At 62.4% G+C, this 24,526-nt stretch carries 23 protein-coding genes; 10 read left to right on the plus strand and 13 right to left on the minus strand.

Annotated features, from left to right (window positions below):
• Positions 1–21: 21 nt before the first annotated feature.
• The 4 genes from rsxC to KHA73_RS11435 form a co-directional block, all read right to left on the minus strand.
• Positions 22–2,214 carry an electron transport complex subunit RsxC gene (gene rsxC / locus KHA73_RS11420; RefSeq protein WP_234590970.1) on the minus strand — a complete coding sequence of 731 codons (2,193 nt, stop codon included), beginning with the start codon at positions 2,212–2,214 and terminating at the stop codon, positions 22–24.
• The gene (gene rsxB / locus KHA73_RS11425; RefSeq protein WP_234590972.1) at positions 2,207–2,779 is read right to left on the minus strand and encodes an electron transport complex subunit RsxB; all 573 of its coding nucleotides are present in this window, start codon (positions 2,777–2,779) and stop codon (positions 2,207–2,209) included. Before rsxB ends, rsxC begins: the two co-directional genes overlap by 8 nt.
• Positions 2,779–3,360 carry an electron transport complex subunit RsxA gene (rsxA, locus tag KHA73_RS11430; protein WP_004938443.1) on the minus strand — a complete coding sequence of 194 codons (582 nt, stop codon included), beginning with the start codon at positions 3,358–3,360 and terminating at the stop codon, positions 2,779–2,781. The genes rsxB and rsxA overlap by 1 nt, the downstream gene beginning before the upstream one ends.
• Positions 3,361–3,505: 145 nt before the next feature.
• Complete coding sequence (locus KHA73_RS11435) at positions 3,506–3,946, minus strand: DUF2569 domain-containing protein (protein ID WP_234590974.1); 441 nt, start codon at positions 3,944–3,946, stop codon at positions 3,506–3,508.
• Positions 3,947–4,204: 258 nt separating this feature from the next.
• Between KHA73_RS11435 and KHA73_RS11440 the strand changes: the two genes are divergently transcribed.
• The gene (locus KHA73_RS11440) at positions 4,205–5,245 is read left to right on the plus strand and encodes an oxidoreductase (protein WP_234590975.1); all 1,041 of its coding nucleotides are present in this window, start codon (positions 4,205–4,207) and stop codon (positions 5,243–5,245) included.
• A 71-nt stretch (positions 5,246–5,316) separates the two neighbouring features.
• Positions 5,317–6,321 carry a bile acid:sodium symporter family protein gene (locus KHA73_RS11445; protein WP_234590976.1) on the plus strand — a complete coding sequence of 335 codons (1,005 nt, stop codon included), beginning with the start codon at positions 5,317–5,319 and terminating at the stop codon, positions 6,319–6,321.
• Positions 6,322–6,352: 31 nt separating this feature from the next.
• On the opposite strand, the gene add is transcribed toward KHA73_RS11445, so the two are convergent.
• Both add and KHA73_RS11455 read right to left on the minus strand, forming a co-directional pair.
• Positions 6,353–7,351: an adenosine deaminase gene (add, locus tag KHA73_RS11450; protein ID WP_234590977.1), complete on the minus strand. Its 999-nt coding sequence runs from the start codon at positions 7,349–7,351 to the stop codon at positions 6,353–6,355.
• 114 nt (positions 7,352–7,465) lie between these two features.
• Positions 7,466–8,221: a DeoR/GlpR family DNA-binding transcription regulator gene (locus tag KHA73_RS11455; RefSeq protein ID WP_234590978.1), complete on the minus strand. Its 756-nt coding sequence runs from the start codon at positions 8,219–8,221 to the stop codon at positions 7,466–7,468.
• Between the two features lie 101 nt (positions 8,222–8,322).
• Here KHA73_RS11455 and KHA73_RS11460 point away from each other — a divergent pair, with 101 nt between their 5' ends.
• Together KHA73_RS11460 and KHA73_RS11465 are read left to right on the plus strand one after the other, a co-directional pair.
• Positions 8,323–8,919 (plus strand): NUDIX domain-containing protein, encoded by a 597-nt coding sequence (locus KHA73_RS11460; protein WP_234590979.1) that lies wholly within the window; start codon positions 8,323–8,325, stop codon positions 8,917–8,919.
• Entirely contained in the window at positions 8,916–9,284 is a 369-nt protein-coding gene (locus tag KHA73_RS11465; protein WP_234590980.1) for an NUDIX hydrolase, read from the plus strand. The genes KHA73_RS11460 and KHA73_RS11465 overlap by 4 nt, the downstream gene beginning before the upstream one ends.
• Positions 9,285–9,288: 4 nt before the next feature.
• On the opposite strand, the gene KHA73_RS11470 is transcribed toward KHA73_RS11465, so the two are convergent.
• Both KHA73_RS11470 and malX read right to left on the minus strand, forming a co-directional pair.
• Positions 9,289–10,470 carry a MalY/PatB family protein gene (locus tag KHA73_RS11470; RefSeq protein ID WP_234590981.1) on the minus strand — a complete coding sequence of 394 codons (1,182 nt, stop codon included), beginning with the start codon at positions 10,468–10,470 and terminating at the stop codon, positions 9,289–9,291.
• Entirely contained in the window at positions 10,463–12,082 is a 1,620-nt protein-coding gene (gene malX, locus KHA73_RS11475) for a maltose/glucose-specific PTS transporter subunit IIBC (RefSeq protein ID WP_234590982.1), read from the minus strand. Before malX ends, KHA73_RS11470 begins: the two co-directional genes overlap by 8 nt.
• Positions 12,083–12,307: 225 nt before the next feature.
• Here malX and KHA73_RS11480 point away from each other — a divergent pair, with 225 nt between their 5' ends.
• The gene (locus KHA73_RS11480) at positions 12,308–13,339 is read left to right on the plus strand and encodes a Mal regulon transcriptional regulator MalI (protein ID WP_234590983.1); all 1,032 of its coding nucleotides are present in this window, start codon (positions 12,308–12,310) and stop codon (positions 13,337–13,339) included.
• Here KHA73_RS11480 and KHA73_RS11485 read toward each other — a convergent pair.
• Positions 13,336–14,217: a LysR family transcriptional regulator gene (locus KHA73_RS11485; RefSeq protein ID WP_234590984.1), complete on the minus strand. Its 882-nt coding sequence runs from the start codon at positions 14,215–14,217 to the stop codon at positions 13,336–13,338. The two genes, KHA73_RS11480 and KHA73_RS11485, sit on opposite strands and share 4 nt — an antisense overlap.
• 206 nt (positions 14,218–14,423) lie before the next feature.
• On the opposite strand from KHA73_RS11485, the gene ampC reads away from it, so the two are divergent.
• Positions 14,424–15,560, plus strand: coding sequence for a class C beta-lactamase (gene ampC / locus KHA73_RS11490; protein WP_234590985.1), 1,137 nt, complete (start codon positions 14,424–14,426; stop codon positions 15,558–15,560).
• Positions 15,561–15,570: 10 nt separating this feature from the next.
• Here ampC and KHA73_RS11495 read toward each other — a convergent pair whose 3' ends face one another.
• Positions 15,571–16,485, minus strand: coding sequence for a LysR family transcriptional regulator (locus tag KHA73_RS11495; RefSeq protein WP_234590986.1), 915 nt, complete (start codon positions 16,483–16,485; stop codon positions 15,571–15,573).
• Between the two features lie 102 nt (positions 16,486–16,587).
• On the opposite strand from KHA73_RS11495, the gene KHA73_RS11500 reads away from it, so the two are divergent.
• Entirely contained in the window at positions 16,588–17,742 is a 1,155-nt protein-coding gene (locus tag KHA73_RS11500) for a serine hydrolase domain-containing protein (protein ID WP_234590987.1), read from the plus strand.
• Between the two features lie 34 nt (positions 17,743–17,776).
• Here KHA73_RS11500 and KHA73_RS11505 read toward each other — a convergent pair whose 3' ends face one another.
• Both KHA73_RS11505 and manA read right to left on the minus strand, forming a co-directional pair.
• Positions 17,777–19,309 (minus strand): YdgA family protein, encoded by a 1,533-nt coding sequence (locus KHA73_RS11505; RefSeq protein WP_234590988.1) that lies wholly within the window; start codon positions 19,307–19,309, stop codon positions 17,777–17,779.
• A 142-nt stretch (positions 19,310–19,451) separates the two neighbouring features.
• Positions 19,452–20,630: a mannose-6-phosphate isomerase gene (gene manA, locus KHA73_RS11510; protein ID WP_234590989.1), complete on the minus strand. Its 1,179-nt coding sequence runs from the start codon at positions 20,628–20,630 to the stop codon at positions 19,452–19,454.
• A gap of 314 nt (positions 20,631–20,944) precedes the next feature.
• Between manA and fumC the strand changes: the two genes are divergently transcribed.
• The 3 genes from fumC to KHA73_RS11525 all read left to right on the plus strand — a co-directional run bounded on the left by fumC (position 20,945) and on the right by KHA73_RS11525 (position 23,556).
• Positions 20,945–22,342, plus strand: a complete 1,398-nt coding sequence (gene fumC, locus KHA73_RS11515; RefSeq protein ID WP_234590990.1) for a class II fumarate hydratase — start codon at positions 20,945–20,947, stop codon at positions 22,340–22,342.
• Between the two features lie 60 nt (positions 22,343–22,402).
• Positions 22,403–23,086: a helix-turn-helix transcriptional regulator gene (locus KHA73_RS11520; RefSeq protein WP_234590991.1), complete on the plus strand. Its 684-nt coding sequence runs from the start codon at positions 22,403–22,405 to the stop codon at positions 23,084–23,086.
• 101 nt (positions 23,087–23,187) lie between these two features.
• A complete protein-coding gene (locus tag KHA73_RS11525) occupies positions 23,188–23,556 on the plus strand; it encodes a VOC family protein (protein ID WP_234591251.1) in 369 nt (122 codons plus the stop codon).
• Here the strand turns inward: KHA73_RS11525 and tus are convergent.
• On the minus strand, positions 23,546–24,484 hold the full coding sequence (gene tus / locus KHA73_RS11530) for a DNA replication terminus site-binding protein (RefSeq protein WP_234590992.1): 939 nt from the start codon (positions 24,482–24,484) through the stop codon (positions 23,546–23,548). The genes KHA73_RS11525 and tus overlap by 11 nt on opposite strands.
• Positions 24,485–24,526: the final 42 nt, after the last annotated feature.

The raw sequence follows: 24,526 nt of genomic DNA on the forward strand, positions 1-24,526 counted from the left end.
GCAGTGCAAGGCGTTATCGTCTTACTTTTTGTCTGCCTCAGTGGTCGCCGTTTCCCGCGCGGCCTTTTTGGCTTTGGCGCGGGCGATGGCTGCCGCTACCGCCGCCTTGCGCGGATCTTCCGGCGCGGCGTCCTGCACCTCTGGCGCCGCGCTGTCGGCCTGCGCCGCTTCTTTCTTGGCCTTCACCCGCGCCAGCGCCGCGGCAACCGCCGCCTTGCGCGGATCTTCCGGCGCGGCGTCCTGCACCTCTGGCGCCGCGCTGTCGGCCTGCGCCGCTTCTTTCTTGGCCTTCACCCGCGCCAGCGCCGCGGCAACCGCCGCCTTGCGCGGATCTTCCGGCGCGGCGTCCTGCACCTCTGGCGCTGCGCTGTCGGCCTGCGCCGCTTCTTTTTTGGCCTTCACCCGCGCCAGCGCCGCGGCGACCGCCGCCTTGCGCGGATCTTCCGGCGTGGCGTCCTGCACCTCTGGCGCTGCGCTGTCGGTCTGCGCCGCTTCTTTCCTGGCCTTCACCCGCGCCAGCGCCGCGGCAACCGCCGCCTTGCGCGGATCTTCGCCGTCAACGGTGGCGGCGGGGGCAGCCATCGCCTGAGTTTCCTGCTGGGCGCGGCGTTCGCGCGCCTGCGCCTTGCGCGCTTCACGGGCGGCGATCATTTCGCCGTTGTCCGGCAGCTGGCCGGTAACCGGTGCCGCCGTGGCTTCGGCGTTTTTGCTGCGCACCCGTGCCAGTGCGGCCTGCACGGCGTTTTGATCGTTGTCGGTCAGTTTGACCGCGGCTTTCTTATGGCGCTCTTCGCGCGCCAGTTTTTCACGTTCCAGCCGCGCCAGCTTGGCCTCATAGCGCGCCTTGGCTTCGGCGGTGCGCGCCGCTTCCTGATCGATAGCCTTGATTTCAGCCTTTTCCTGGCGGTAATACTGCACCAGCGGAATGTTGCTCGGGCAAACGAACGCACAGGCGCCGCACTCGATGCAGTCGAACAGGTTATGGTTGCGCGCCTTATCGTGTTCCTGGCCGCGGCTGAACCAGTAAAGCTGCTGCGGCAGCAGGCCTGCAGGGCAGGCGTCCACGCACAGACCGCAGCGGATACAGGATTGCTCATCCTCCTGCGGCGCCATTTCGTTTACCGTCGGCGCCAGTATGCAGTTGCTGATCTTCACGATTGGCACATTGAGGGCGGGCAGGGTAAAGCCCATCAGCGGGCCGCCCATCACCACCATCTGCTGCGCCTGCGGCTGGAAACCGGCAAACTCCAGCAGGTGCTGCACCGGCGTGCCGATGCGCGCCCACAGGTTGCCCGGCCGGCTGAGCGCTTCGCCGGTCAGGGTCACTACGCGCTCGATCAGCGGCTCGCCGTCGACGATGGCGCGCTTGATGGCAAAGGCGGTGCCGACGTTTTGCATCAGCACGCCGATGGCGGAAGAGTGTTTGCCGTGCGGCACTTCCTTGCCGGTCAGGATCTTGGTCAGCTGCTTGGCGCCGCCGGAAGGATATTTGGTCGGGATCACCCGCAGGTCTATGCCCTGCCGGCCGCGCAGCGCCTGCTTCAGCGCCGCGATGGCTTCCGGTTTGTTGTCTTCGATGCCAATCAGGGTGATTTTAGGCTGCAGCAGATGGCGCAGGATCTGCGTGCCTTCGATAACCTGGTCGGCATGTTCCTGCATCAGGCGATCATCGGCAGTGATGTAGGGTTCGCACTCGGCGGCGTTGAGGATCAGCGTTTCCACGCCGCTCATGCCGCCCTGCAGCTTGCTGGCGGTCGGGAAACCCGCGCCGCCCAGGCCGGCGATGCCGGCCTGATGGATGCGTTGGATCAGCGCCGCCGCCGGCAGTTGGCGATAATCCGCCACCGGTTCGCGCTCGCACCAACGGTCTTCGCCGTCCGCCTCAAGGATCACGCACAGTTCGGCCAGCCCGGACGGGTGGGCGGTGATGTGCGGCCTGATGGCGCTGACGGTGCCGGAGGTGGGCGCATGGACCGGAACGGTGCGGCCGCGGCCGACGGTCAGCGGTTGGCCTTTCAGCACCCGATCGCCGGGGTTGACGCACAATTCGCCTTCCGGCCCCAGATGCTGTTGCAGCGGAATAATAAAGGTCGTGGGCAGTGGAGCGGCACGCAGCGGCACGCCGCTGGACTGAGTCTTCATTTCCGGCGGATGGATCCCGCCATCGAAATCCCAAATCCGGTCTTTTTTAAAGGCGGCGAACAGATTAAGCATGTTGCTCCACGTGGATCACTTGCACCGGGATCGTCTTCATGTCCCACTTCCAGTTGGCGGTAGTGGTAGCGACCGGTCGCATTTCAATACAGTCGGTAGGGCACGGTGCGACGCACAGGTCGCAGCCGGTACAGAGGTCGGTAATCACGGTGTGCATGGCGCGGGTGGCGCCGACGATGGCGTCCACCGGGCAGGCCTGAATGCACTTGGTGCAGCCGATGCAGTTGGCTTCGTCGATATAGGCGACCTGGCGCACCGGCTCGGCGGCGGCTTCGCTGCCCAGCGGCTGCGGCTCGACGTTGAGCAGTTCGGCCAGCTTCAGCATGACCTGCTCGCCGCCGGGGGCGCATTTGTTGATCATCTCGCCGTTGGCCACCGCCTCGGCGTAAGGGCGGCAACCCGGGTAGCCGCACTGGCCGCACTGGCTTTGCGGCAGGATCTCGTCGACCTGCTCGGCGACCGGATCCTCTTCCACCTCAAAGCGGCGCGCGGCGAAGCCGAGCACCAGGCCGAACAGCAAACCCAGCGCGCTTAGAGCCGCGATAGCAATCCACAACGCGCTCATTAGAATTTCACCAGCCCGGTAAAGCCCATAAAGGCCAGCGACATCAGCCCGGCGGTAATCAAGGCAATAGAAGAGCCGCGGAACGGCGCCGGCACATCGGCCACGGCCAGGCGTTCGCGGATGGCAGCGAACAGCACCATCACCAATGAGAAGCCGGCGGCGGCGCTGAAACCATAGACCGCAGACTGCAGGAAGTTATAGCCGAGGTTGACGTTAAGCAAGGCCACGCCGAGCACCGCGCAGTTGGTGGTGATCAGCGGCAGGAAGATGCCCAGCAGGCGATACAGCGCCGGGCTGGTTTTACGCACCACCATCTCGGTGAATTGCACCACCACGGCGATCACCAGAATGAATGACAGCGTGCGCAGGTACACCAGATCCAGCGGAACCAGAATAAAGGTGTTGATCACCCAGGCGCTGACGGAGGCCAGCGTCATCACGAAGGTGGTGGCCATCCCCATGCCGATGGCGCTTTCCAGCTTTTTGGAAACGCCGAGGAACGGGCACAGGCCAAGGAACTTCACCAGGACGAAGTTGTTCACCAGTACGGTGCCGACAAACAGGAGCAGGTATTCGGTCATTGCGATGCCTAAAAAAATAAAAGCCGCCTATTATCGGGAATTGGCGGCGTAACGACAACACATGTATAGCAGGGTTATTGCTCTTTTTGGCCTGTTTTGGCGAAAATTTACACAACAAACCAGATAAAACGTGCTACAAGGGCGCTCACCTTTCGGTAAAGGTCCCTTTGACCCGCTGCGATCGTTTCATATACGGCACCAGCAGCGCCGCCATCAGCAGCGGCCAGCCCAGGCTGCGCACCGCGATTTCATCCGGCACCGGCGCAAACATGAAGGCTTTGATCGCCAGCAGCACCGTTACCAGCAGCCATGCCAGGAACAGCTTGGGGAAACGCTGCGAGCGGTGGCAGAACAGCCACAGCAGCCACAGGGTGAAACACCACATCGCCAGGGTCGTCAGCACCGAGAAATACCACTGCAGGGTAAAAGCCTGAGCGTTGGTCAGCAGGTATTCGCGCGATTCCGGCATGAAAATCGCCATGGCGTACAGGAGCAGCATCAGGCTGGCGCTGAGCAAGGTAACGATCAGATAGGCCATCGGGGCCAGCAACCAACCGCCGATACGGGAGTATTCAGCTTGGGACATAAACGGCTTCCTGAATGAAACAGAGGTAACAGGCGGCATAGCTTAGCGGGTAATGCGGGGTTCGTCATCAATATCAAACGGATGGCGCGCGGGAAAGGGCGCAGGCAGCACGTTTGGCTACCGGTTGCCGGCAAAAGCCCGCGAGAAGGGCCGCGCATCGCCCGGTATTAACATTACATTTACTTCTTGTTCCCGCCTGCATCATGGTGTCAAATCGCAAGAGTCCGTCTGGAGTCAGTAACCTGTAGAGGAAACACCATGGCTGAGAAAATTCGGGTTGGGCTGGTCGGCTACGGCTACGCCGGCAAAACCTTTCATGCACCCTTGATCGCAGGTACGCCAGGCCTTGAGTTGGCGGCCGTTTCCAGCAGCGATGCCGCAAAGGTGCGCGCCGACTGGCCGTCGATGGCGGTGGTTGACGATGCGCAGGCGCTGTTCAGCGATCCCACCCTTGATCTGGTCGTCATCCCCACGCCCAACGATACTCACTTCCCGCTGGCGCAGCAGGCGTTGGCGGCCGGCAAACATGTGGTGGTAGACAAACCTTTTACCGTGACGCTGTCACAGGCAAAAACGCTGCAGCAGCAGGCGCAGCAGAGCGGTTTGCTGCTCTCGGTGTTCCACAACCGCCGCTGGGACAGTGACTTCCTCACGCTCAAGGCGCTGCTTAAAGACGGCGTTTTAGGCGAGGTGGTTTACTTCGAATCGCATTTCGACCGCTTCCGCCCCGAGGTGCGCCAGCGCTGGCGCGAACAGGGCGGCGTCGGCAGCGGGGTCTGGTATGATTTAGCGCCGCATTTAATCGATCAGGCGTTGCAGCTGTTCGGCAAGCCGGACCGGTTATTCGTCGATTTGGGCGAGCTGCGCCCGGGCGCACAGGCGGTGGATTATTTCCACGCGTTGCTGAGCTATGGCGATCGCCGGGTGGTGCTGCACGCCACCCTGCTGGCCGCGGCGGAAAGCGCGCGCTACATCGTGCAGGGTACGCGCGGCAGCTATATCAAGTTCGGTCTGGATCCGCAGGAGGATCGGCTGAAGGCCGGCGAGCGCCTGCCGCAGGCCGACTGGGGTTATGATATGCGCGAAGGAGTGGTGACGCTGTCACGTGATGGGCTGTTGGCCGAACGGCCGCTGCTCAATATACCCGGTAATTACCCGGCCTATTACGCCGCCATTCGCGATGCCATCAGCGGCGTGGGCGAAAATCCGGTTCCGGCCGCCGATGCGATAGCCGTGATGGAACTGATCGAGCTGGGTATCGAGTCCGCCCAGCGGCAGCAGGCGTTGCCGGTGGTTTAAAAACAAAAAATCATGTCGGCCCTGCGCAACGCCGGGCCTTTTTACGGTTTTAATGCAAGGAATTTCACCTAATGTCCTGGTTGCAGCGTCTGCGTATCGATAAATTTTTGCTGGTTTTGATTCTGGTGGTGATTGTCGCCTCGGTTTTCCCTTGCGAAGGCATCTGGAAAACCTTCTTTGAGCGGCTGACCACCGCCGCTATCGCATTGCTGTTCTTTATGCACGGCGCCAAGCTGTCGCGCGAGGCGATCATCGCCGGCATGAGCCACTGGAAGCTGCATCTGGTGGTGTTTCTCAGCACCTTTGCGCTGTTCCCGCTGCTGGGGCTGGCGATGAACCTGATGGTGCCGGGCCTGATGACGCCGACGGTCTACCTCGGTTTCCTCTACCTGTGCGCGCTGCCGGCAACGGTGCAGTCGGCTATCGCCTTTACCTCGGCGGCGGGCGGCAACGTGGCGGCGGCGATCTGCAGCGCCTCGGCTTCCAGCATTCTCGGCGTGTTCCTGTCGCCGCTGCTGGTGGGCGCGCTGATGCATACCCAGGGCGGCAATACCGACGTGCTGCACGCCATCGGCTCGATAGTTCTGCAGCTGATGGTGCCGTTCATCATCGGCCATCTGGCGCGGCCGCTGATCGGCAAATGGGTCGATCGCCACCGCAAGCTGATCAATCTCACTGACCGGTCATCGATACTGCTGGTGGTGTATACCGCCTTCAGCGCAGCGGTGGTGGAAGGCATTTGGCAGCGGATCGACGGCTGGTCGCTGCTGACCATTCTGGTGATGTCGCTGGTGCTGCTGACGGTGGTCTTGATCATCAACACCTACGCGGCGCGCTGGCTGGGATTCGATACCGCCGACGAGATCACCATCGTGTTCTGCGGTTCCAAAAAGAGCCTGGCAAACGGTATCCCGATGGCCAACGTGCTGTTCCCGGCCGCGGCGGTGGGGGCCATGGTGCTGCCGCTGATGATTTTCCACCAGGTGCAGCTGATGGTCTGCGCGGTGTTGGCGCAGCGCTATGCGCGCAAAACCGCCAAACAGCGGGCGGAAGCGGAAGCGCTGACGGCGAAATGAAACATGGGCGCGGTTTTCGCGCCCATTGCTATCAGGCTTGCACTTTGTCGCGCAGGGCCTGTTTTTCCTGTTCGCTGAGGAACGCCATTTTCAGGCCGTTTTCCTGCGCGGTGCGGATCTCCGCCGGCGTCAACCCGGCCTGCGGCGCAGCGACGCGGTATTCGTGTTCGATCTCGATGCCCTGAACCGCCGGATCGTCGGTGTTGATCGACGCCAGCACGCCGTGGCGCAGGAACTTGGCCAGCGGATGCTGCGCCAACGACGACACCGTGCTGGTCTGAATGTTGGAGGTGAGGCAGGATTCGATGCCGATGCCGTGCTCCGCCAGAAAGTCCATCAGCGCCGGATCCTCGACGGCCTTAACCCCGTGGCCGATGCGCTCGGCACCCAGCTCGCGGATCGCCTGCCAGATGCTTTCCGGGCCGGCGGCTTCGCCCGCATGCACGGTGATGCGCAGGCCGGCGTCGCGTGCGCGGTTGAAATGGCTGAGGAACAGGCTGCCGGGGAAGCCCAGCTCGTCGCCCGCCAGATCCAGCGCGGTAATGCCGTCGCGGTGCGCCAGCAGGCCCTCCAGCTCTTGCAGGCAGGCGGCCTCGCCGAAGGTGCGGCTCATGATGCCAATCAGGCGGATATCGATGCCGCGGTCACGGCAGCCGGAACGAATGCCGTCAATCACCGCTTCCACCACGCCAGCCACCGGCAGCCGGTGTTTCATCGCCATGTAATAGGGCGAGAAACGCAGCTCCGCGTAGTGCAGACCGGCGTTGGCCGCATCTTCGACGTTTTCGTACGCCACCCGGCGGCAGGCGTCCAGGTTGCCCAGCACCGCCACGCCCCAGTCCAGCTTTTGCAGAAAGCTGACCAGATCGGGTTCGGCATGGGTGATTTGCACGTGCGGGCGCAGCGCTTCCAGATCGTTTGCGGGCAGCGCGAGGTTGAACTGGCGGCCAAGATCGAGAATGGTTTGCGCGCGGATGTTGCCGTCGAGGTGGCGGTGGATATCGGTAAGCGGTAGGCGGGAGTCGATCATGATTGGCACTCGTTATTTTGTTGTAGGTAAAGTGCAGATCAGTATAAAAACAAACTGATGAAAATTGCCATCACGTTACATAAAAAAGTGATGGCAGTCACAAATAATGCCCAATCAGGCTTTCAGAACGCTAACGCCGGCCTGCTGCAACGGCGCAATCAGCGCGTCGTCGGTGGCGTGTTCGACGATAACGGTCTGCGCCAGGCTGATATCGCCAATGGCATACTGCGAGGCGGCGTTGAGCTTGGCGGCGGAGGCCAATACTACGGTTTCCGCCGCTCGCGCCGCCAGCGCGCGCTTGATATAGGCCTCTTCCAGATCGCCGGTGCTCAGCCCGGCGGTGGGGTGCACGCCGGTGACGCCCATAAAGTAGATATCGGCGCGGATATGCGACATCGCCTCCACCGCGGCGGCGCCGACGCTGACGATCGAATGCTTGTACAAGCGGCCGCCGATCAGGATCACCTCCACCGACGGGTGCTCAACCAACCCGACCGCCACGCTGGGGCTGTGGGTGACGATGGTGGCGTTCAGAGTGGGCGGCAGCTGTTTCACCAGCTCGGCGGAGGTGGTGCCGCCGTCGATAATCACCACCTGGCCGGGAAGGATCATCGCCGCGGCGGCCTTGGCTATTGCGCGCTTGGCGCCGGATTCCAACTTATTGCGTTCGGCAAAGCTGGCGATGGCGGAAGACACCGGCAGCGCGCCGCCGTGCACCCGCTGCAGCAGGCCTTCGGCGTCCAGCTCACGCAGATCGCGGCGCAGGGTGTCTTCCGATAGCCCGAACATTTCGCTGAGCTGCTTGGCCAGCACCTGCCCGTCCTGGGCCAGTTTTTCCAGAATGATTTTTTTGCGTTGGCTGGTGAGCATGGCGCGATCCTCGTTAAATTTTCTCTGCACGAAATATCTTGATCATACACGAAATTGCACGATAGTATCAATTTCCTTTCCTGCATGACGGAGTTGCATCAATGATAGCCACCAAAGATCGGGTTCGCATTGTCGAAACCCGGGTGTTGTCCGACGACTGGTACCTGCTGAAAAAAACCACTTTCGACTTTCTGCGCCGCGACGGCGTCTGGCAGCGGCAGAGCCGCGAAACCTACGATCGCGGCGATGGCGCCGTCATTTTGCTGTTTAATCGGGCAGCACAATCGGTGGTGTTGACCCGCCAATTCCGCTTCCCGGTGTTCGTCAACGGCCACGACGGCATGCTGATTGAGGCCGCCGCCGGGCTGTTGGACAACGCCTCGCCGGAAGAACGCATCCGCGCCGAGGTGGAAGAAGAAACCGGCTATAGCGTGCAAAACGTGCAAAAGGTGTTCGAAGCCTACATGAGCCCCGGCTCGGTGACCGAAAAGCTGCACTTTTTTGTCGGCGAATACCGGGCGGCCGATCGGATTAACGGCGGCGGCGGGGTGGAAGCCGAAGGGGAAGATCTTGAGGTGCTGGAATTGCCGTTGGAGCAAGCGCTGCAGGCGATTCGCCAGGGCACTATCGTCGACGCCAAAACCATCATGCTGCTGCAGTATGTCGCGCTTAACCGCACTCTGGAGAACCGCCCATGACCCCACAGCTGATTTTGATTGCCGGCCCTTACCGCAGCGGCACCGACGGCGACTCGCAACGCATCGCCGCTAACCTGCGGCGGCTGGAGCAGGCGGCGCTGCAGGTGTATCAGCGCGGCCACGTGCCGGTGATCGGCGAATGGCTGGCGCTGCCGCTGGCGGCCGCGGCCGGTTCAACCGAGCATGGCGACGCTATCTGCCAAGAATACCTTTATCCGGTGGCCCACCGGCTGATCGCCCAGTGCCAGGCGGTGTACCGCATCGAGGGGGCGTCCGCCGGCGCGGACAAGGACGTGCAGGTGGCCAACGAGTGGGGGTTGGCGGTATATCACCGCCTGGAGGAGATCCCGCAGGCGGTGCGGTGACGCGCTATGCCCGATCCCGCAGCCACTGCAGGCCGGCAATCAGCTTATCCAACCCGGCCTCCAGCTTGCTGCGCGGGCAGCCGACGTTGAGCCGCAGGAAGCCGCGGCCTTCCTCGCCGTAGGTGAAGCCCGGCATCACCGCCACCTTCTCGCGCTCGATCAACACCTGCTGCAGTTGGCTGTCGTCCACCGCCAGCGGCCGCAGGTCGATCCAGGCCAGGTAGGTGGCCTGTGGCGGCTGCCAGTTCAGCGCCGGGAAGGCCTGGTTCAGGCGTTCGGCGACGTAGGTGAGGTTATCCTGCAGATAGTCGCGCAGTGCGTCCAGCCAGGGTTCGCCGTGGCGATAGGCGGCGATATGCGCCACCACCGCCAACACCGCCGGCGAAGACAGCCCGTCGCGGGCCTTCAGCTGCTGGAAGTAGGCCTCGCGACTGGCATCGTCGCTGATAAAACCATAGGCACCGGTCAGCGCCGGAATATTGAAGCTCTTGGAGCCGGAGGTCAGCAACGCCCAGGGCGTGATCGCCACCTGGCTCCACGGCGTATGGCGCTGCTCGCCCCACACCATGTCCATATGGATCTCGTCGCTGATGACCCGCACCTGGTGGCGTTCGCACAGCTCGGCCATCTGCAGCAGCTCGTCCCGGCTCCACACCTTGCCGGTCGGGTTATGCGGGCTGCACAGCAGCAGCACTTTGGTCTGCGGCCGCGCCAGCAGGGCTTCCAGATGCGCCATGTCGCAGCGCCAGTGGTTGCCGTCTTTCTGCAACGGGCAAGGCAGCAGCTGGCGCTGGTTGCCGAGGATCACCTTATAGAAGGCGTCATAGGCGGGGGTGTGGGTAACCACGTATTCCCCCGGCGCCGACCACTGGCGCAGCAGCTGCGCCACCATGTAAATCACCGACGGGCCGTACGCCGCCATGGCAGTGTCGATCGGCGCCGCGAAGCGCTGTTGATACCAGTGGCGCAGCGCACCGAGAAAATCCTCATGCTGCCAGCGGCTGTAGCCCAGCACGCCGTGCTGCAGGCGCTGTTGCAGCGCCTCGAGGATGCAAGGCGCGGTGGCGAAGTCCATATCCGAGATGGTGAAGGGCAGCAGGTCGGCGCTGCCGAAACGGTCGGCGATAAAATCCCACTGGGTGCACCAGGTGCCGTGCCGGTCGATAGGGGTGGAAAAATCAAACATGCGCTGCTCCCGGCAGGTCTGCGGCGGATTGCGCCGCGCTTATCAGTGAGTCTACTTCATCCTTCACCGATTGCACCTGCGGGCCGATCACCACCTGCAGATTGTGCTCGTTGAGGTGCACCACGCCGATGGCGCGGTTGGCCTTCAGCGCCGCGTCGTCCACCTTGCTCATGTCGTTGACCGACAGGCGCAGGCGGGTGATGCAGTTGTCCAGCGTCACGATGTTTGCGCTGCCGCCGAGCGCCGCCAGGATAGCCGGCGCGTTGTAACCGGACTTGCCGACTGCGCCGACCGGCGCGCTTTGGCTGGCCGCGCTCTCGCTCTCGCGGCCTGGCGTTTTGATGTTAAAACGCTGGATAGAGAAGCGGAAGATGACGTAATAGGCGGCAAACCAGATGGCGGCGACGATCGGCACCAGATACCACTTGGTGGCGGTGCCGTGCAGGATGCCGAACACCACGAAGTCGATGATATTGCCGTCGGTGTTGCCGATGGTAACGCCCAGCAGCGCCATCAGGGTGAAGCCCAGGCCGGTGAGGATGGCGTGGATCAGATACAGGAAAGGCGCGACGAACAGGAACAGGAATTCGATCGGCTCGGTGGTGCCGCCGACCACGCAGGCGACCACGCCTGAAATCAGCAGCCCTTTAATTTTATGGCGGTTTTCCGGCTTGGCGCAGTGGTACATCGCCAGCGCCGCGCCCGGCAGGCCACCGAGGAAGGCCGGCATCTTGCCCTGCGACAGGAAGCGGGTGGCGCTTTCGGCGAAGCCGGTGGTGGTCGGGCAAGAAAGCTGCGCCTGAAAGATGGTCAGCGCGCCGCTGACACTGTGGCCGCATACGTCCAGCGTGCCGCCCGCTTCGGTAAAGCGGATCAGGGCCACCAGAATATGGTGCAGGCCGAACGGCAGCAGCAGGCGTTCGCCGGTGCCGAAGATCATCGGGCCAAAGGCGCCGGCGCCGTTGATAACCCAACCCAGGCCGTTGATGCCGGCGGCGAACCACGGCCAGATCAGCGGGATCACCAGGCCGCACAGGCCCAGCACCACCGTGGTGACGATCGGCACGAAGCGGGTGCCGCCGAAGAACGCCAGCGCATCCGGCAGACGGATGGTGTTGAAGCGCTCATGCAGCAGGTAAACGATAATGCCGACGATCACCGCGCCGAGGATGCCGGTGTCGATCGACTGGATGCCAAGGATATTTTGAATGTTGTTGGCCTTCAGCACCAGCGGATCGTCGGTCGGTAAAATGCCGGCGGTGGTCAGATAGAAATTGGTCGCCAGGTTCAGCACCGCAAAGCCGACAAAGCCGGAGAAGGCGGCTACCCCTTTATTTTCCCGCGCCATGCCCAGCGGAATGGCGATGGCGAACATCACCGGCAGGAAGCTGAAGGCGAATGAGCCAATCTTGCTCATCCAGGTGAAGATCAGCTGGAAGATCGGATGGCCGATAAACGGCAGCAGGGTGATGACGTCGCGGCTGCTCAGCGAGCTGCCAATCCCCAGCATGATGCCGCAGAAAGAGAGTAATGCGACGGGCAGCATGAATGTTTTGCCCAGGCTCTGGAAAAACTCCCACAGCGTAATTTTTTGTTTTTTAGGTGCTGGCATAACCGACGGCTCCTGGCGAAAAGGCGTGCAAAAAGGGGTGTTGCTCTGTTAGGTAAAAATAAGATAAAACGTTTTACCTAGTAAAAATGCGCCGCTAATCACAATTTCTGCGCGCACTTTGCGGCCACAATGCCAGCGGCAGTAAAACGTTTTACTGGCCAAACACATTCGGTATACCATTTGTCATCAAGGTGCAGGTTGCCCAGGATCGGGTACGCAGAGGCTATGACCATCAAAAAGATCACTATCACCGATGTCGCGCAGCAGGCCGGCGTCTCTGTCACCACGGTTTCCCTGGTGCTGAGCGGCAAGGGGCGCATTTCTCCGGCCACGGTAGCGCGGGTGAATCAGGCGATTGAGCGGCTGGGCTACGTGCGCAACCGCCAGGCGGCCACGCTGCGCGGCGGCGAATCGGGGGTGATTGGCCTGATCCTGCGCGATATCTGCGAACCTTTCTACGCCGAGATGACCGCCGGGCTGAGCGAAGCGCTGGAGGCGCACGGCAAGGTGCTGTTCCTTACCCAAAGCGGCCGCGAAGGCAAAGGGCTGATGCGCTGCTTCGATACGCTGCTGGAGCACGGCGTCGACGGTATGGTGCTGGCGGGCGGCATTCGCGCCGCCGCCGGCCTGAGGGAAAAAGCCGCCGAGCAGGGGGTGCCGCTGGTGTGCGTGGCGCGATCCAGCGGGCTGGATGACGTGGACCTGGTGCGCCCGGACAATATGCAGGCCGCCAAAATGGCCACCGAATTCCTGATCAAGCGCGGCCACAGCCAGATTGCCTACCTCGGCGGCCAGAGCGATTCGCTGACCCGCGCCGAACGGCTGGGCGGTTTTTGCGCCACGCTGCTGCAGTATGGCCTGCCGTTTCGCAGCGAATGGATCGTCGAGTGCGATTGCCGGCAGCGCGCGGCGGCCGAAGCGGCGGAAAATTTGCTGCGCCAGCATCCGAACATCAGCGCCATCGTGTGCCACAAGGCTTCGGTGGCGCTCGGCGCCTATTTCGGCATTGTGCGCAGCGGCCGCAGCATCGGCTCGGACGGGGTAGACACCTATTACGGCCAGCAGGTGGCGTTGATCGGCTTTGGCGACGTGCCGGAGGCCGAACTGACCGAACCGCCGCTGACCTTCGTTTCCAGCTCGGCGCGCGAAGTGGGGCGCAGCGCCGCCGCGCGCCTGCTGCAACGCATCGGCGACGCCGATTTGCCGCCGCAGAATGTCATCCTGCCGCCGACGCTGATCAGGCGCGGGTCGGCTTAATCACCGCGGCGTTCATCCTCGGCCTGCCGGCTCATCCAACCGACGAACACCTTCATCGCCGGCGTCATGGCGCGCGATTTCAGCGACGTCAGCCAGTAACTGCCAAGATGCGCCTCGGCGGCGAACGGCCGCTGAAGCACCCCCTCGCGCAGCTCGCGGCCGAACATGCAGGGCGGCGCCAGCGCCACGCCGCCGCACTGGATGGCGCCTTCCACCATCAGGCGAGAAGAGTCGAAAACCGGCCCGTTAATGCGCCAGGGCGCAACCTGCGCGGCGGCAAACCAGCGTTCCCATTCGTCCTTGCGGTAGGTGCGCATCAGCAGCTCATGCTGCAGATCCTGCGGCGTGCGCAGGCGCGCGGCGACCGCCGGCGGGCACAGCACCGTGAGCGGCGCGTCAAACAGCTTGCGGTTGTGGGTGGCGGGCCAGCGCCCTTCACCGAAGCGGATGGCGAAGTCCATGCCGTCGGCAGACAAATTGACCAGATTGTTGTTGGTCATCACCCGCAGATCGATAAAAGGATGCGCCTCTTTGAACGCCGCCAGCCGCGGCATCAGCCAGCCGACGGCAAAGGTGCCGACCACCGCCACCGTCAGCACTTCGTGAAAATGCCCGCCTTCAAACTGTTGCAGCACCGATTCGATACGGTCGAAGGCGTCGTTCAGTATCGGCAGCAGCGCCTGGCCTTCTTCGGTCAGATCCAGGCCGCGCGGCAGGCGGCGGAACAGCTGAATGCCCAGTTGCTGCTCGAGCGCGCGCACCTGCTGGCTGACGGCGGCCTGGGTGACGCTCAGTTCCAGCCCGGCGCGGGTAAAGTTCAGGTGGCGAGCGGAAGATTCGAATGCCCGCAGGGCGTTGAGGGGGAGTCGGTTGCGCATTAAGGCCTGCCATAAGTTTTTCTTTATGCTGGCTGAAATTATTATCGCTTGTCAACCCGGCGTCAAACCCCGATATTTTGCCCAGCGGTTGCGCCAGTGGCGCAATTAACCCAGGAACAACACCATCATCCAAGGACGTTCTCGTGTCGAATGACAATAAAATCTTTTGCCATCGGCCGGTACCCTGCAACCAAAGAGTCTCTACCATGACGAAAATGAATCGCCTGGCGGCCGCGTTGCTCGCCGCTCTGATCTTGCCGGCCGGCCACGCCGCCGAAAAACAGGATATCGACGCCGTTATTCAGCCGCTGATGAAAAAATTCGGCGTACCGGGCATGGCGATTGCCGTGACGGTCGACGGCCAACAGCGCTTCTATCACTACGGCGTGGCGTCGAAGCAGACCGGCCAGCCAATCACCAACCAAACGCTGTTTGAAATCGGCTCGCTGAGCAAAACCTTTACCGCCACGCTGGCGTCCTATGCGCAGCAGCAGGGCAAGCTGTCGTTCAGCGATCCGGCCAGCCGCTATCTGCCGCAGCTGCGCGGCAGCGCGTTCGACGGCGTCACGCTGTTGAATCTGGCGACCCATACCTCAGGCCTGCCGCTGTTTGTGCCGGATGACGTCACCAACAATGCGCAGCTGATGGCCTATTACAAAAACTGGCGGCCGCAGCAGCCGGCGGGCAGCGTCCGGGTGTATTCCAACCTCGGCATCGGCATGCTGGGAATGATCACCGCCAAAAGCCTCAACCAGCCATTTGCGCAGGCAATGGAACGGCAGCTGCTGCCGGCGCTGGGCATGAGCCATACCTATATCCACGTGCCGGCCGATCAGATGGCCAATTACGCCCAAGGCTACGACAAGGGAGACAAACCGGTGCGGGTCAATCCCGGCCCGCTGGACGCCGAGTCTTACGGCATCAAATCCAACGCGCAGGATCTGATCCGCTATCTGGACGCCAATATGCAGCAGGTCAAAGTGGCGGATAAATGGCGCAGCGCGCTGGCCGCCACCCACGTCGGCTATTACAAGGCAGGGGTGTTCACGCAGGATCTGATGTGGGAGAACTACCCGTATCCGGTGGATCTGGCGCGGCTGACCGAGGGCAACAACGCCGGCATGATCATGAACGGCACCCCGGCGACCGCCATCACGCCGCCGCAGCCGGAACAAACCGCCGGCTGGTATAACAAGACCGGCTCGACCGGCGGCTTCTCGACCTACGCCGTGTTTATCCCGGCCAAGAAGATCGGCGTGGTGATGCTGGCCAATAAATGGTTCCCCAACGACGACCGCGTTGCGGCGACTTACCGCATCGTTCAGGCGCTGGAGCAGCGCTGATTGTCGCAGCTCAGGGGCGCTCGCCCCTGAGCTTCTCACTGTCGCCCCGCATCTCGCGCATAAAGTCGATAAACACCCGCAGCTTGAGCGGCAGATGGCGGCTGGCGGGGAAATAAATGAAAAAACCCGGCGCTTCGCTGGCGCACTCCGCCAGCAGTTCCACCAGTTGCCCCTGCGCCAGCTCGCGCCGCACCGTGCCGTGAAAGCGCTGGGTGATGCCCATGCCGGCCAGCGCCGCGTCCTTGAGCAGGCGATCCTCGTTGAAAATCAAACGGCCGTTGACCTCCAGCGCCCGCTGCTCGCCATTCAGATTAAACAGCCAGGGTTCGAGCTTGCCGCTGCCCGGGAAGCGATAGCGCAGACACTGGTGTTCAGCCAGCGCTTCCAGCGTGGCCGGCGCGCCGCACTGCGCCAGATAAGCCGGTGAGGCGACCAGCACGCGCCGTTGGCCGCGATCGATAGGCACCGCCACCATGTCTTTTTGCAGCATGGCGTGCATGCGAATACCGGCGTCGAAGCTGCCCAACACCAGATCGGAAAAGCGATCGTCGGTAAACAGCTCCAGCTGCACCTCAGGGTAGCGGCGCTGAAACTCCGCCAGATGCGGCATCACCAACAGCGAAGCGGCCAGCTGCGGCAGGGTAATGCGCAGCAGGCCGGCCGGCTGAGCGCGCAAGTCGTCCGCCGCCACGTCTATCTGGCTCATGGCCGGAGAAACCCGTTGGTAAAAGATGCGCCCTTCGTCGCTGAGCCGCACCGAACGGCTGGTGCGATGAAACAGCCGCACGCCCAGCCGGCTTTCCAGCGCCTGAATATTTTGCGACACCGCCGGCGGGGTTACCCCCAACTGACTGGCCGCCTGGGTGAAGCTGCCCAGGCGCGCGACGGCTTCAAAGAACGGCAGCAGCTGCAGCAATGAACTCATATATTGATAACCTGTACTTAATGATGCATTAAATTATGGCCTATTTTATTTTATGACAGGTACTTTAGACTGATTTTACTTTCCCTTCAGCGAGTAAAAATCATGTCGGCAGAACATCAGTCATTAGCGCAACGGATTACGGCGGCCAGCCAGCAGGCAATCGCCGACGGCCGCATCGTGGGCAGCGTGGTGTTGGTCGCCCGGCGCGGAGAAACGGTTTTCGCTTCCGCCAGCGGTTACGCCGATCGCGAGCAACGGCGGCCGATGCGCCGCCAGACGCAGTTCCGGCTGTCGTCGGTGTCCAAACCTTACACCACGCTGGCGGCGATGCGCATGATCGAACAGGGCAAACTCGGCCTGGACGATGCGGTCAGCCGCTGGCTACCGTGGTTCACCCCGGCGCTGGCCGACGGCACGCGGCCGGAAATTAACATCCGCCACCTGCTGAGCCACACCGCCGGGCTGGATTATCGCCTTAATCAGCCCGCCGGCGGCAGCTATCACGCTCTGGGGATCAAAGACGGCATGGAGCTTTCCTCGCTGACGCTGGAGCAGAATCTGCGGCTGCTGGCTCAGGCGCCGCTGCTGGCGCCGCCTGGCCGGGAATTCAACTATTCGCTGGCGATCGACGTGCTCGGTGCGGTGCTGGAGCAGGCGGCGGGCGAAACGCTGCCGCAGCTGTTCGAACGCTGGGTGGCGCAGCCGCTGGGATTGGGCAATACCGGTTTTTATGCCCGGGAGGCGGATAACCTGGCGACGGCGTATTACAACACCGCCGGGGGGCCGCAGCGCTTGCACGACGGCCAGCGGGTGGCGTTGCCGGAAGGGTTCGGCGCCGAGGTGGAATTCCAGCCGTCTCGGGCCCTCAACCCAAACGCCTATCCGTCCGGCGGCGCCGGCATGGTGGGCGACGCCGATGACGTGCTGCGGCTGGTGGAGACGCTGCGCAGCGGCGGGAAGGGCATTCTGCAGCCGCACAGTCTGGAGCTGATGCGCAGCCCGCATGTCGGGCCAGAGGCGCAAACCCAGGGGCCGGGCTGGGGCTTCGGCTTCGGCGGCGCGCTGCTGGTGGATGAGCGGCTGGCGACCACGCCACAGCGTACCGGGACCATGACCTGGGGCGGCGTATACGGGCACAGCTGGTTCTGCGATCCGCAGGAGGAATTGAGCGTGGTGGTCTTGACCAACACCGCCTTTGAAGGCATGTGCGGTTGGTACCCGCAGCAGATCCGCGACGCGGTGTATCAGGCGGGATAAGAAAAGGGCCCCGAAAGGGGCCCTTGCAGAGAACTTATTGCGCGGGAGCCGGAGCGGGCGCTTCTTCTTGCGCCGGTGCGCCGTCTTCAGCCGCCGGTGCGGCCAGCAGGCCGAACATGCCGATGAACTCCTGCAGCGACATTTTGTTGCCGTTCAGATCAACCTGGTTGTCGGCGTAGTGGAAGCTGCTGCCGATCACGCCGTCTTTCTGGGTAGTCAGTTTGAACATCTGGCCCATCGCCGCCATGCCCTGCACCTGCTGTTGCGCCAGCTTCTGCGCCTCTTCGGCGCTGTAACCCTGCAGCAGTGCGGTCTGTGCCGTGGTCTCGGTCGCCATGGCCACCGGAATGGTCAGGTTGGCGTCCAGCTTTTTCACCGAACGGGCGAGCAGTTGGTCTGGCGATTCGGCCGGGGAACCGGCCTGCGCCGGATCGGTCAACGCCAGATCCAGCGTGAAGCTGCTCTCGCCCTTGCTGTTTTTCCAGCTCAGCGGTGCGATGCTGATGGTGGGGTTGCCCTTCAGCAGCAGCGGCAGGTTCTGCACCAGAATGTCGGTGGTTTGCTGCTCATAGGCGGCAGGATCCAGGCTCTGGCCCTGTTGCAGCATGGCCATGGTCTGCTGGTTGTAGCGGTCGGCGAACTCTTTCAGCGATTTGCCGTCCAGCTTGTCGATTTTCAGCGTCAGCTTGCCGGCGCCGAAGTCGTTGCCCTGAACCTTCAGCGCATCCATGGTGTAATCAACCTGGCCGCCGATATTCGCGCCTTGCTCGCCGAATTTGCTCACCAGGTTGAAGCCGTCCAGCGCCACGGTGTCTTTACCGTCGACCGCCAGTTTGAACTGCTTCATGGTCAGGGTTTGATCGCCGAGGTTCACATCGAACTGGCTGGCGTGGCTGGTGCCTTTCAGGCTCACGCCCTGGAAGCTGACCTGCTCGGTCTGGCCGAATTCGTTCGGGCCGCTGAACACGGCGCTGTCGCTGTTCGCATCGAGCGCAATGGCTTTCATGTCGCGTGAAACGTCGGCATTCACCTTGGCGCCGCTGAATTTCAGCGAGGATTTATCCTTCTGGTATTCCAGCGGGATGATGTCGATGGCGGAAGAGGTATCGCCGCTGTAGGAAATGCGCGAATCAGCGGTGAACAGCGATTTGCCCTTGGTGATATCAAACAGGGCTTTGACCGCCGGGGTGTTTTCCAGCTCGGTGTGCACCGAGGCCATGCTTGGCACCAGGTTGAATTTCTTGAGTTGGGCGAACGGGAACGGGCCGTGATCGATGGTTTCCAGGAACGCCACTTCGTCGCCGGGCTTCAGCGCGGCGTCGTCGGTGGTCACGCTGCCGTCTGCGCGCAGCACATAGCGGATCTTGCTGCTGAAAATGCCGCGCTGGTAGTTCTCATACCCCAGTTTGACCCCGGCCTTCGGCAGATAGGCTTTCAGTTGGCTGTTGGCGTTGTCCACCACTTCGCCCATCCGTTGTTCGATCAGTTTGCCGGTGTACCAGGAAGCCCCGGTCCATGCTGCGCCAAGAACCACAATGACGCTGACAGCGACTAACGATTTTTTCATAGTTCTGTTCATCCTTTATCAAACCATCTGTCTCTTGCAGATGGATGGGCAAAATAGGGCCAATAAAAAAACGCCCGCAGGCGTTTAATTGTGAAGGTAAGCCTATCTTTCAGCAACCAATTTGCAGAAATTTACCCTGATATCAGGATAGCTGGTTGTAAACCCGGGCGATACGCCCATTTCCGCTGACGCTGACCGGCGACTCAAAAGCGCCGATAAAGCAGGATTCGCCCGGTTTCAGCACCAGCCGTTGCCCCTGTTTTTCCAGCACCGCCTCGCCGTTGACGCAAAATACGATGGCCGCGCTGTGCTGCGCCAGCGCCTGGGGCGCCGCGCTCAGATCGTGCAGCGAGAAGGCGAAGTCTTCTACCGGGATCGGGAAGAACAGCGCATTGTCGCGCTGCTCCGGCTGGGTCAGCAGGCCGGAAGCCGGCTGCGGGCGGAACTGCAGGTTGGCCAACAGCTCCGGAATATCGATGAACTTCGGCGTCAGGCCGGCGCGCAGCACGTTATCGGAGTTGGCCATCACCTCCAGCGCCACGCCTTTCAGGTAAGCGTGCGGCGTTTCGGCGTACAGGAACATCGCCTGGCCCGGCTCAAGCTGCACCACGTTCAGCAGCAACGGCGAAAACAGGCCGCTGTCGTCCGGGTAGAAACCGGCGATAAAGCGCACGGTGTCCCAGGGTTCGCCCTGTTGGTTATTCAAGGCGGCTTTCAGCACCGCCAGCGCCAGCGACTTCTGCTCGCCGCTCATCGCCAACAGGGCGGCGAACAGGCTGGCCAGGTGCGCGGTATCCGGCTGCTGCAGGAAGGCGGCGATATCGTGGTGCGCACCGGCGATCGGCTGCAGCAGCGAGACGATGTCGGCCAGCTCGCGAAAGCCGTTCATCGCCAGGAACGGCGTCAGGGCGAACACCAGCTCCGGCTTGTGGTTGGCGTCCTTGTAGTTGCGTTCGGGCGCGCTCAGCGGAATGCCGGCGGCGTTTTCTTTGGCATAGCCGGCAACGGCTGAACTTTTGCTGGGATGAACCTGGATAGACAGCGGCTGATCGGCGCACAGCACTTTAAACAGGAATGGCAACTCGCCAAAGCGGCTGGCGACCTCGGCACCCAGCTGCTTTGGCTGGTCTTCATCGATCAGTTCGCGCAGCGAACGCAGGCCGCCGTTGCCGTCCGCCACGCGGGAAGGGCTTTTCGGATGTGCGCCCATCCACAGCTCGGCCATCGGTTGCCCATCGGGATTGGCGATGCCGTAGAGTTGGGTCAGCGCATCTTGGCTGCCCCAGGCGTAGTTCTGCACCGAGTTGGTCATTTTTTGCATCTTGGTCAACATCCTTTGCGTTCGCCGAGTAACTGGCTGATTTTATACGGTTAAAAATACAACCTGCAAGCAGCCATCATACCCCGTTTCCGCGGCGATGAAGCGGGGCGCGATCAAATAATGGGTTCAGCGCAGTATAGCCTGATAGCGGGCCTCTCAAAAGACGGGCGGCGGATGATCATTATGTGCCTGGTGCGAGATAAAACTCTCTTAATGCGAATAATTATTATGTCACTATACTGGATGAGCGTGCCAGCGGGCATAAGCGCGTTGGCGTTACCCTACATTATAGGCATTGTGCAAAGGAGACAGAGATGGCAGCCGTTCGTATTGAAAAAGACTCTATGGGGCCCATCGAAGTACCGGCCGACCGGCTATGGGGGGCGCAGACCCAGCGTTCTCTGGAGCATTTTCGCATCTCTTCCGAGAAGATGCCGACCGCGCTGATCCATGCGCTGGCGCTGACCAAGCGCGCCGCCGCCGCCGTGAATATGGATCTGGGCCTGCTGCCCGCCGAGCGCGGCAACGCCATCATCAAAGCCGCCGATGAAGTGCTGGCGGATCGGCATAGCGACGAATTCCCGCTGTCTATCTGGCAAACCGGCTCCGGCACCCAGACCAACATGAACATGAACGAAGTGTTGGCCAACCGCGCCAGCGAGCTGCTGGGCGGCGTGCGCGGAGAAGAGCGGCGGGTGCATCCGAACGACGACGTCAACAAAAGCCAAAGTTCCAACGACGTATTCCCTACCGCGATGCACGTGGCGGCGGTGATCGCGGTGCGCGAGCACCTCATCCCCGAGCTGAAGGTGCTGCACAAGACCCTGAGCGACAAGGCCGAAGCCTTCCGTGACATCGTTAAAATCGGCCGCACCCACCTGCAGGACGCCACGCCGCTGACGCTGGGCCAGGAGATTTCCGGCTGGGCGGCGATGCTGGCGCATAACCTGCAGCATATCGAAGCCGGCATTCCGCATATCTGCGAGCTGGCGCTGGGCGGCACCGCGGTCGGCACCGGCCTGAATACCCACCCGGAATACGCGGTGCGCGTCGCCAAAGCCCTGGCGGAGCTGACCCAACAGCCGTTCGTCACCGCCCCCAACAAATTTGAAGCGCTGGCGACCTGCGATGCGCTGGTGCACGGCCACGGCGCGCTGAAGGGGCTGGCGGCTTCGCTGATGAAGATCGCCAACGACGTGCGCTGGCTGTCGTCCGGCCCGCGCTGCGGCATCGGTGAAATTTCTATCCCTGAGAACGAACCGGGCAGCTCTATCATGCCGGGCAAGGTCAACCCGACCCAGTGCGAAGCCATGACCATGCTGTGCGCCCAGGTGTTGGGCAACGACGTGGCGGTCAATATCGGCGGCGCCTCCGGCAACTTCGAGCTGAACGTATTCCGCCCGATGGTGATCCACAACTATCTGCAATCCATTCGCCTGCTGGCCGACGGCATGCAGGGCTTCAACGAGCACTGTGCGGTGGGGATAGAACCTAACCGCGATCGCATCACGCAACTGCTGAACGAGTCGCTGATGCTGGTGACCGCGCTGAATACCCATATTGGCTATGACAAGGCGGCGGAAATCGCCAAGAAGGCGCATAAGGAAGGGCTGACGCTGAAAGCCGCGGCGCTGAAGCTGGGTTATCTCACCGAAGAACAGTTCGACCAGTGGGTGCGCCCGGAAGATATGGTCGGCAGCATGAAGAAATAATTGCCTGCGGGCGTGACTAAGGGCTTACTGAGGTAAGCCCTTTTTTTATGGAGAAGCATTATGTCGCGCACTCAGCGCCTGCTTGACCTGATGCAACTGCTGCGTTGCCATCGCTATCCGGTGGCCGGCCACGCGCTGGCGCAGGCGCTGGGGATCAGCATGCGCACGCTGTATCGCGATATCGCGACGCTGCAGCAGCAGGGGGCGGACATTGCCGGTGAGGCGGGCGTGGGCTACGTGCTGCGACCGGGCTTTACGCTGCCGCCGTTGATGTTTTCGCAGCAAGAAATCGAAGCGTTGGTGCTCGGCATGCGTTGGGTCAGCCGGCGCGGCGACAGCCAGCTGGCCGGGGCGGCCGACAACGCGCTGGCCAAGATCGCCGGCGTGCTGCCGGCGGCGCTGCGCGAGGAGTTGGACGCCAACACGCTGCTGATTGGCCCGGTCCAGGCGCCGGAAGCGCGGGACGAAATGCGGGTGATGATCCGCGACGTTATCCGCCAGGAGCGCAAGCTGGCGGTGCGCTATCTCACTTTGGCGGGAGAAGACAGCGAGCGCACGCTGTGGCCGTTTGCGCTGGGGTATTTCGAACAGGTGCAGGTGCTGATCGCCTGGTGCGAACTGCGCCAGGCATTCCGCCATTTTCGCCTCGATCGCATCAGCCAGGCCACGCCGCTGGCGCAGCGCTATCCGCGCGGCCGCCGCCGGCTGCTTAAAGAATGGCGCGAGAGCGAGGGCATTCATTGACGCGCAGCCCTGCCATCCTGCTGCCATAAACTGTCAGCAGGGCGTTTTAGTCTGTGGCTAGCGGGAGCCGGCCGGTTCCCCTCAACCATAAGGACTTTATGATGACGACGCCCGGCATGATCATTCTGTACGCAGACCACCCGCAACGCAGCGCGGCCTTTTATCAGCGGCTGCTGGGGCAGGCGCCGGTGGAGCTGTCCGCCACCTTTGCGCTGTTTGTGTTGCACAACGGCTTTAAACTGGGGATATGGTCAAAACATACGGTAGTGCCCGCGGCGACGGCGGGCGGTGGCGGCGGCGAACTGTGCTTTATGTGCGAGCAGCCGCAGCAGGTGGATGCGCTCTACAATCAGTGGCGTGAAATGGGGCTGACCATCGCCCAGCCGCCGATGGCGCTGGACTTCGGCTACAGTTTCGTGGCGCAGGATCCGGACGGCCACCGCCTGCGGGTCTATACCCTCAGCGAGTAGGCGCGTCGGTATACAGGTGCAGGCGCGGCACCAGCAGCCGCAGCGGCCGGGCCTCCGGCTTGTAGCGGTGCTTTACCGCGGCGGCGTCGTAGTCGAGCAGCTCGCCAATCTTCGGCACCGCCGCGCCGTTTTCCACCTGGCACAGGGCGATCAGCGGCAGCGGGCAAGGGTGTTGCACCTGCTTTTGCTGCTGCTGGTACCACACCCGGGCGATCGGCTGCACCTTCACCGGCCGTTTGATCTTCAGCGCTGCGTGCTGCGGCAGGCGGCCGACGTCGTCGATCTCGCGGCTGACCAGCGCGGCCCACTGCTCGCGAGTATGCGGCGGCACGGCGCGGCCGGCCTTCAGGCTTTTCTCCAGCTGCGCCAGCACATCGTCGCGTTTGACGTTCTTGATGACGTGTTTGTTGGCCCAGCCGAAGCGCACCGAATCCGGATTGGTCAGCAGGGTGAGGGTGCGGTAGGCGCTGAGGGTGATCAGGCCGTGCAGGTGGGTGTGCACAAACTCGAAACGCTGCTCGGGCGCCAACCCGGACTCCTGGGTAATAATCTGCTCCAGCTCGGCCTTCAGCCGGTTAATCAGCGCAATTTGCGCCTGCAGCGCCAAATACTCCGGCCGTTCCGCCGCCAGGCAGATCACCCCGGGCAGGCGCACGGCGGCCTTGCTGCTGACGTTTTGCCGGTTGTGGTGGATAAACAGCCGCTGGTAGTGTTCCAGCGCCAGATCGCGCGCCGCCTGGCCGAGGTGTTGTTCCACGGCGATGCGTTCAATGGCCTGGTGCTCATGGCCTTTCTCGATTTCCGGCAGGCTGAACACCCGCGCCGCCAGCAGGCGCAACGGCGTGATGTGCTGCTGCAGCGCGCCGAGCGCCTGTTCCAACGCATTGAAGCAGGCGTTCATTCGGCCAATTAAGTCGTGCTTGCCCATTTTTACCTCCACTTTAGTTACAACATACTATATGAACCTAAC

This window comes from Serratia entomophila (assembly GCF_021462285.1).
GTDB lineage: Bacteria > Pseudomonadota > Gammaproteobacteria > Enterobacterales > Enterobacteriaceae > Serratia > Serratia entomophila.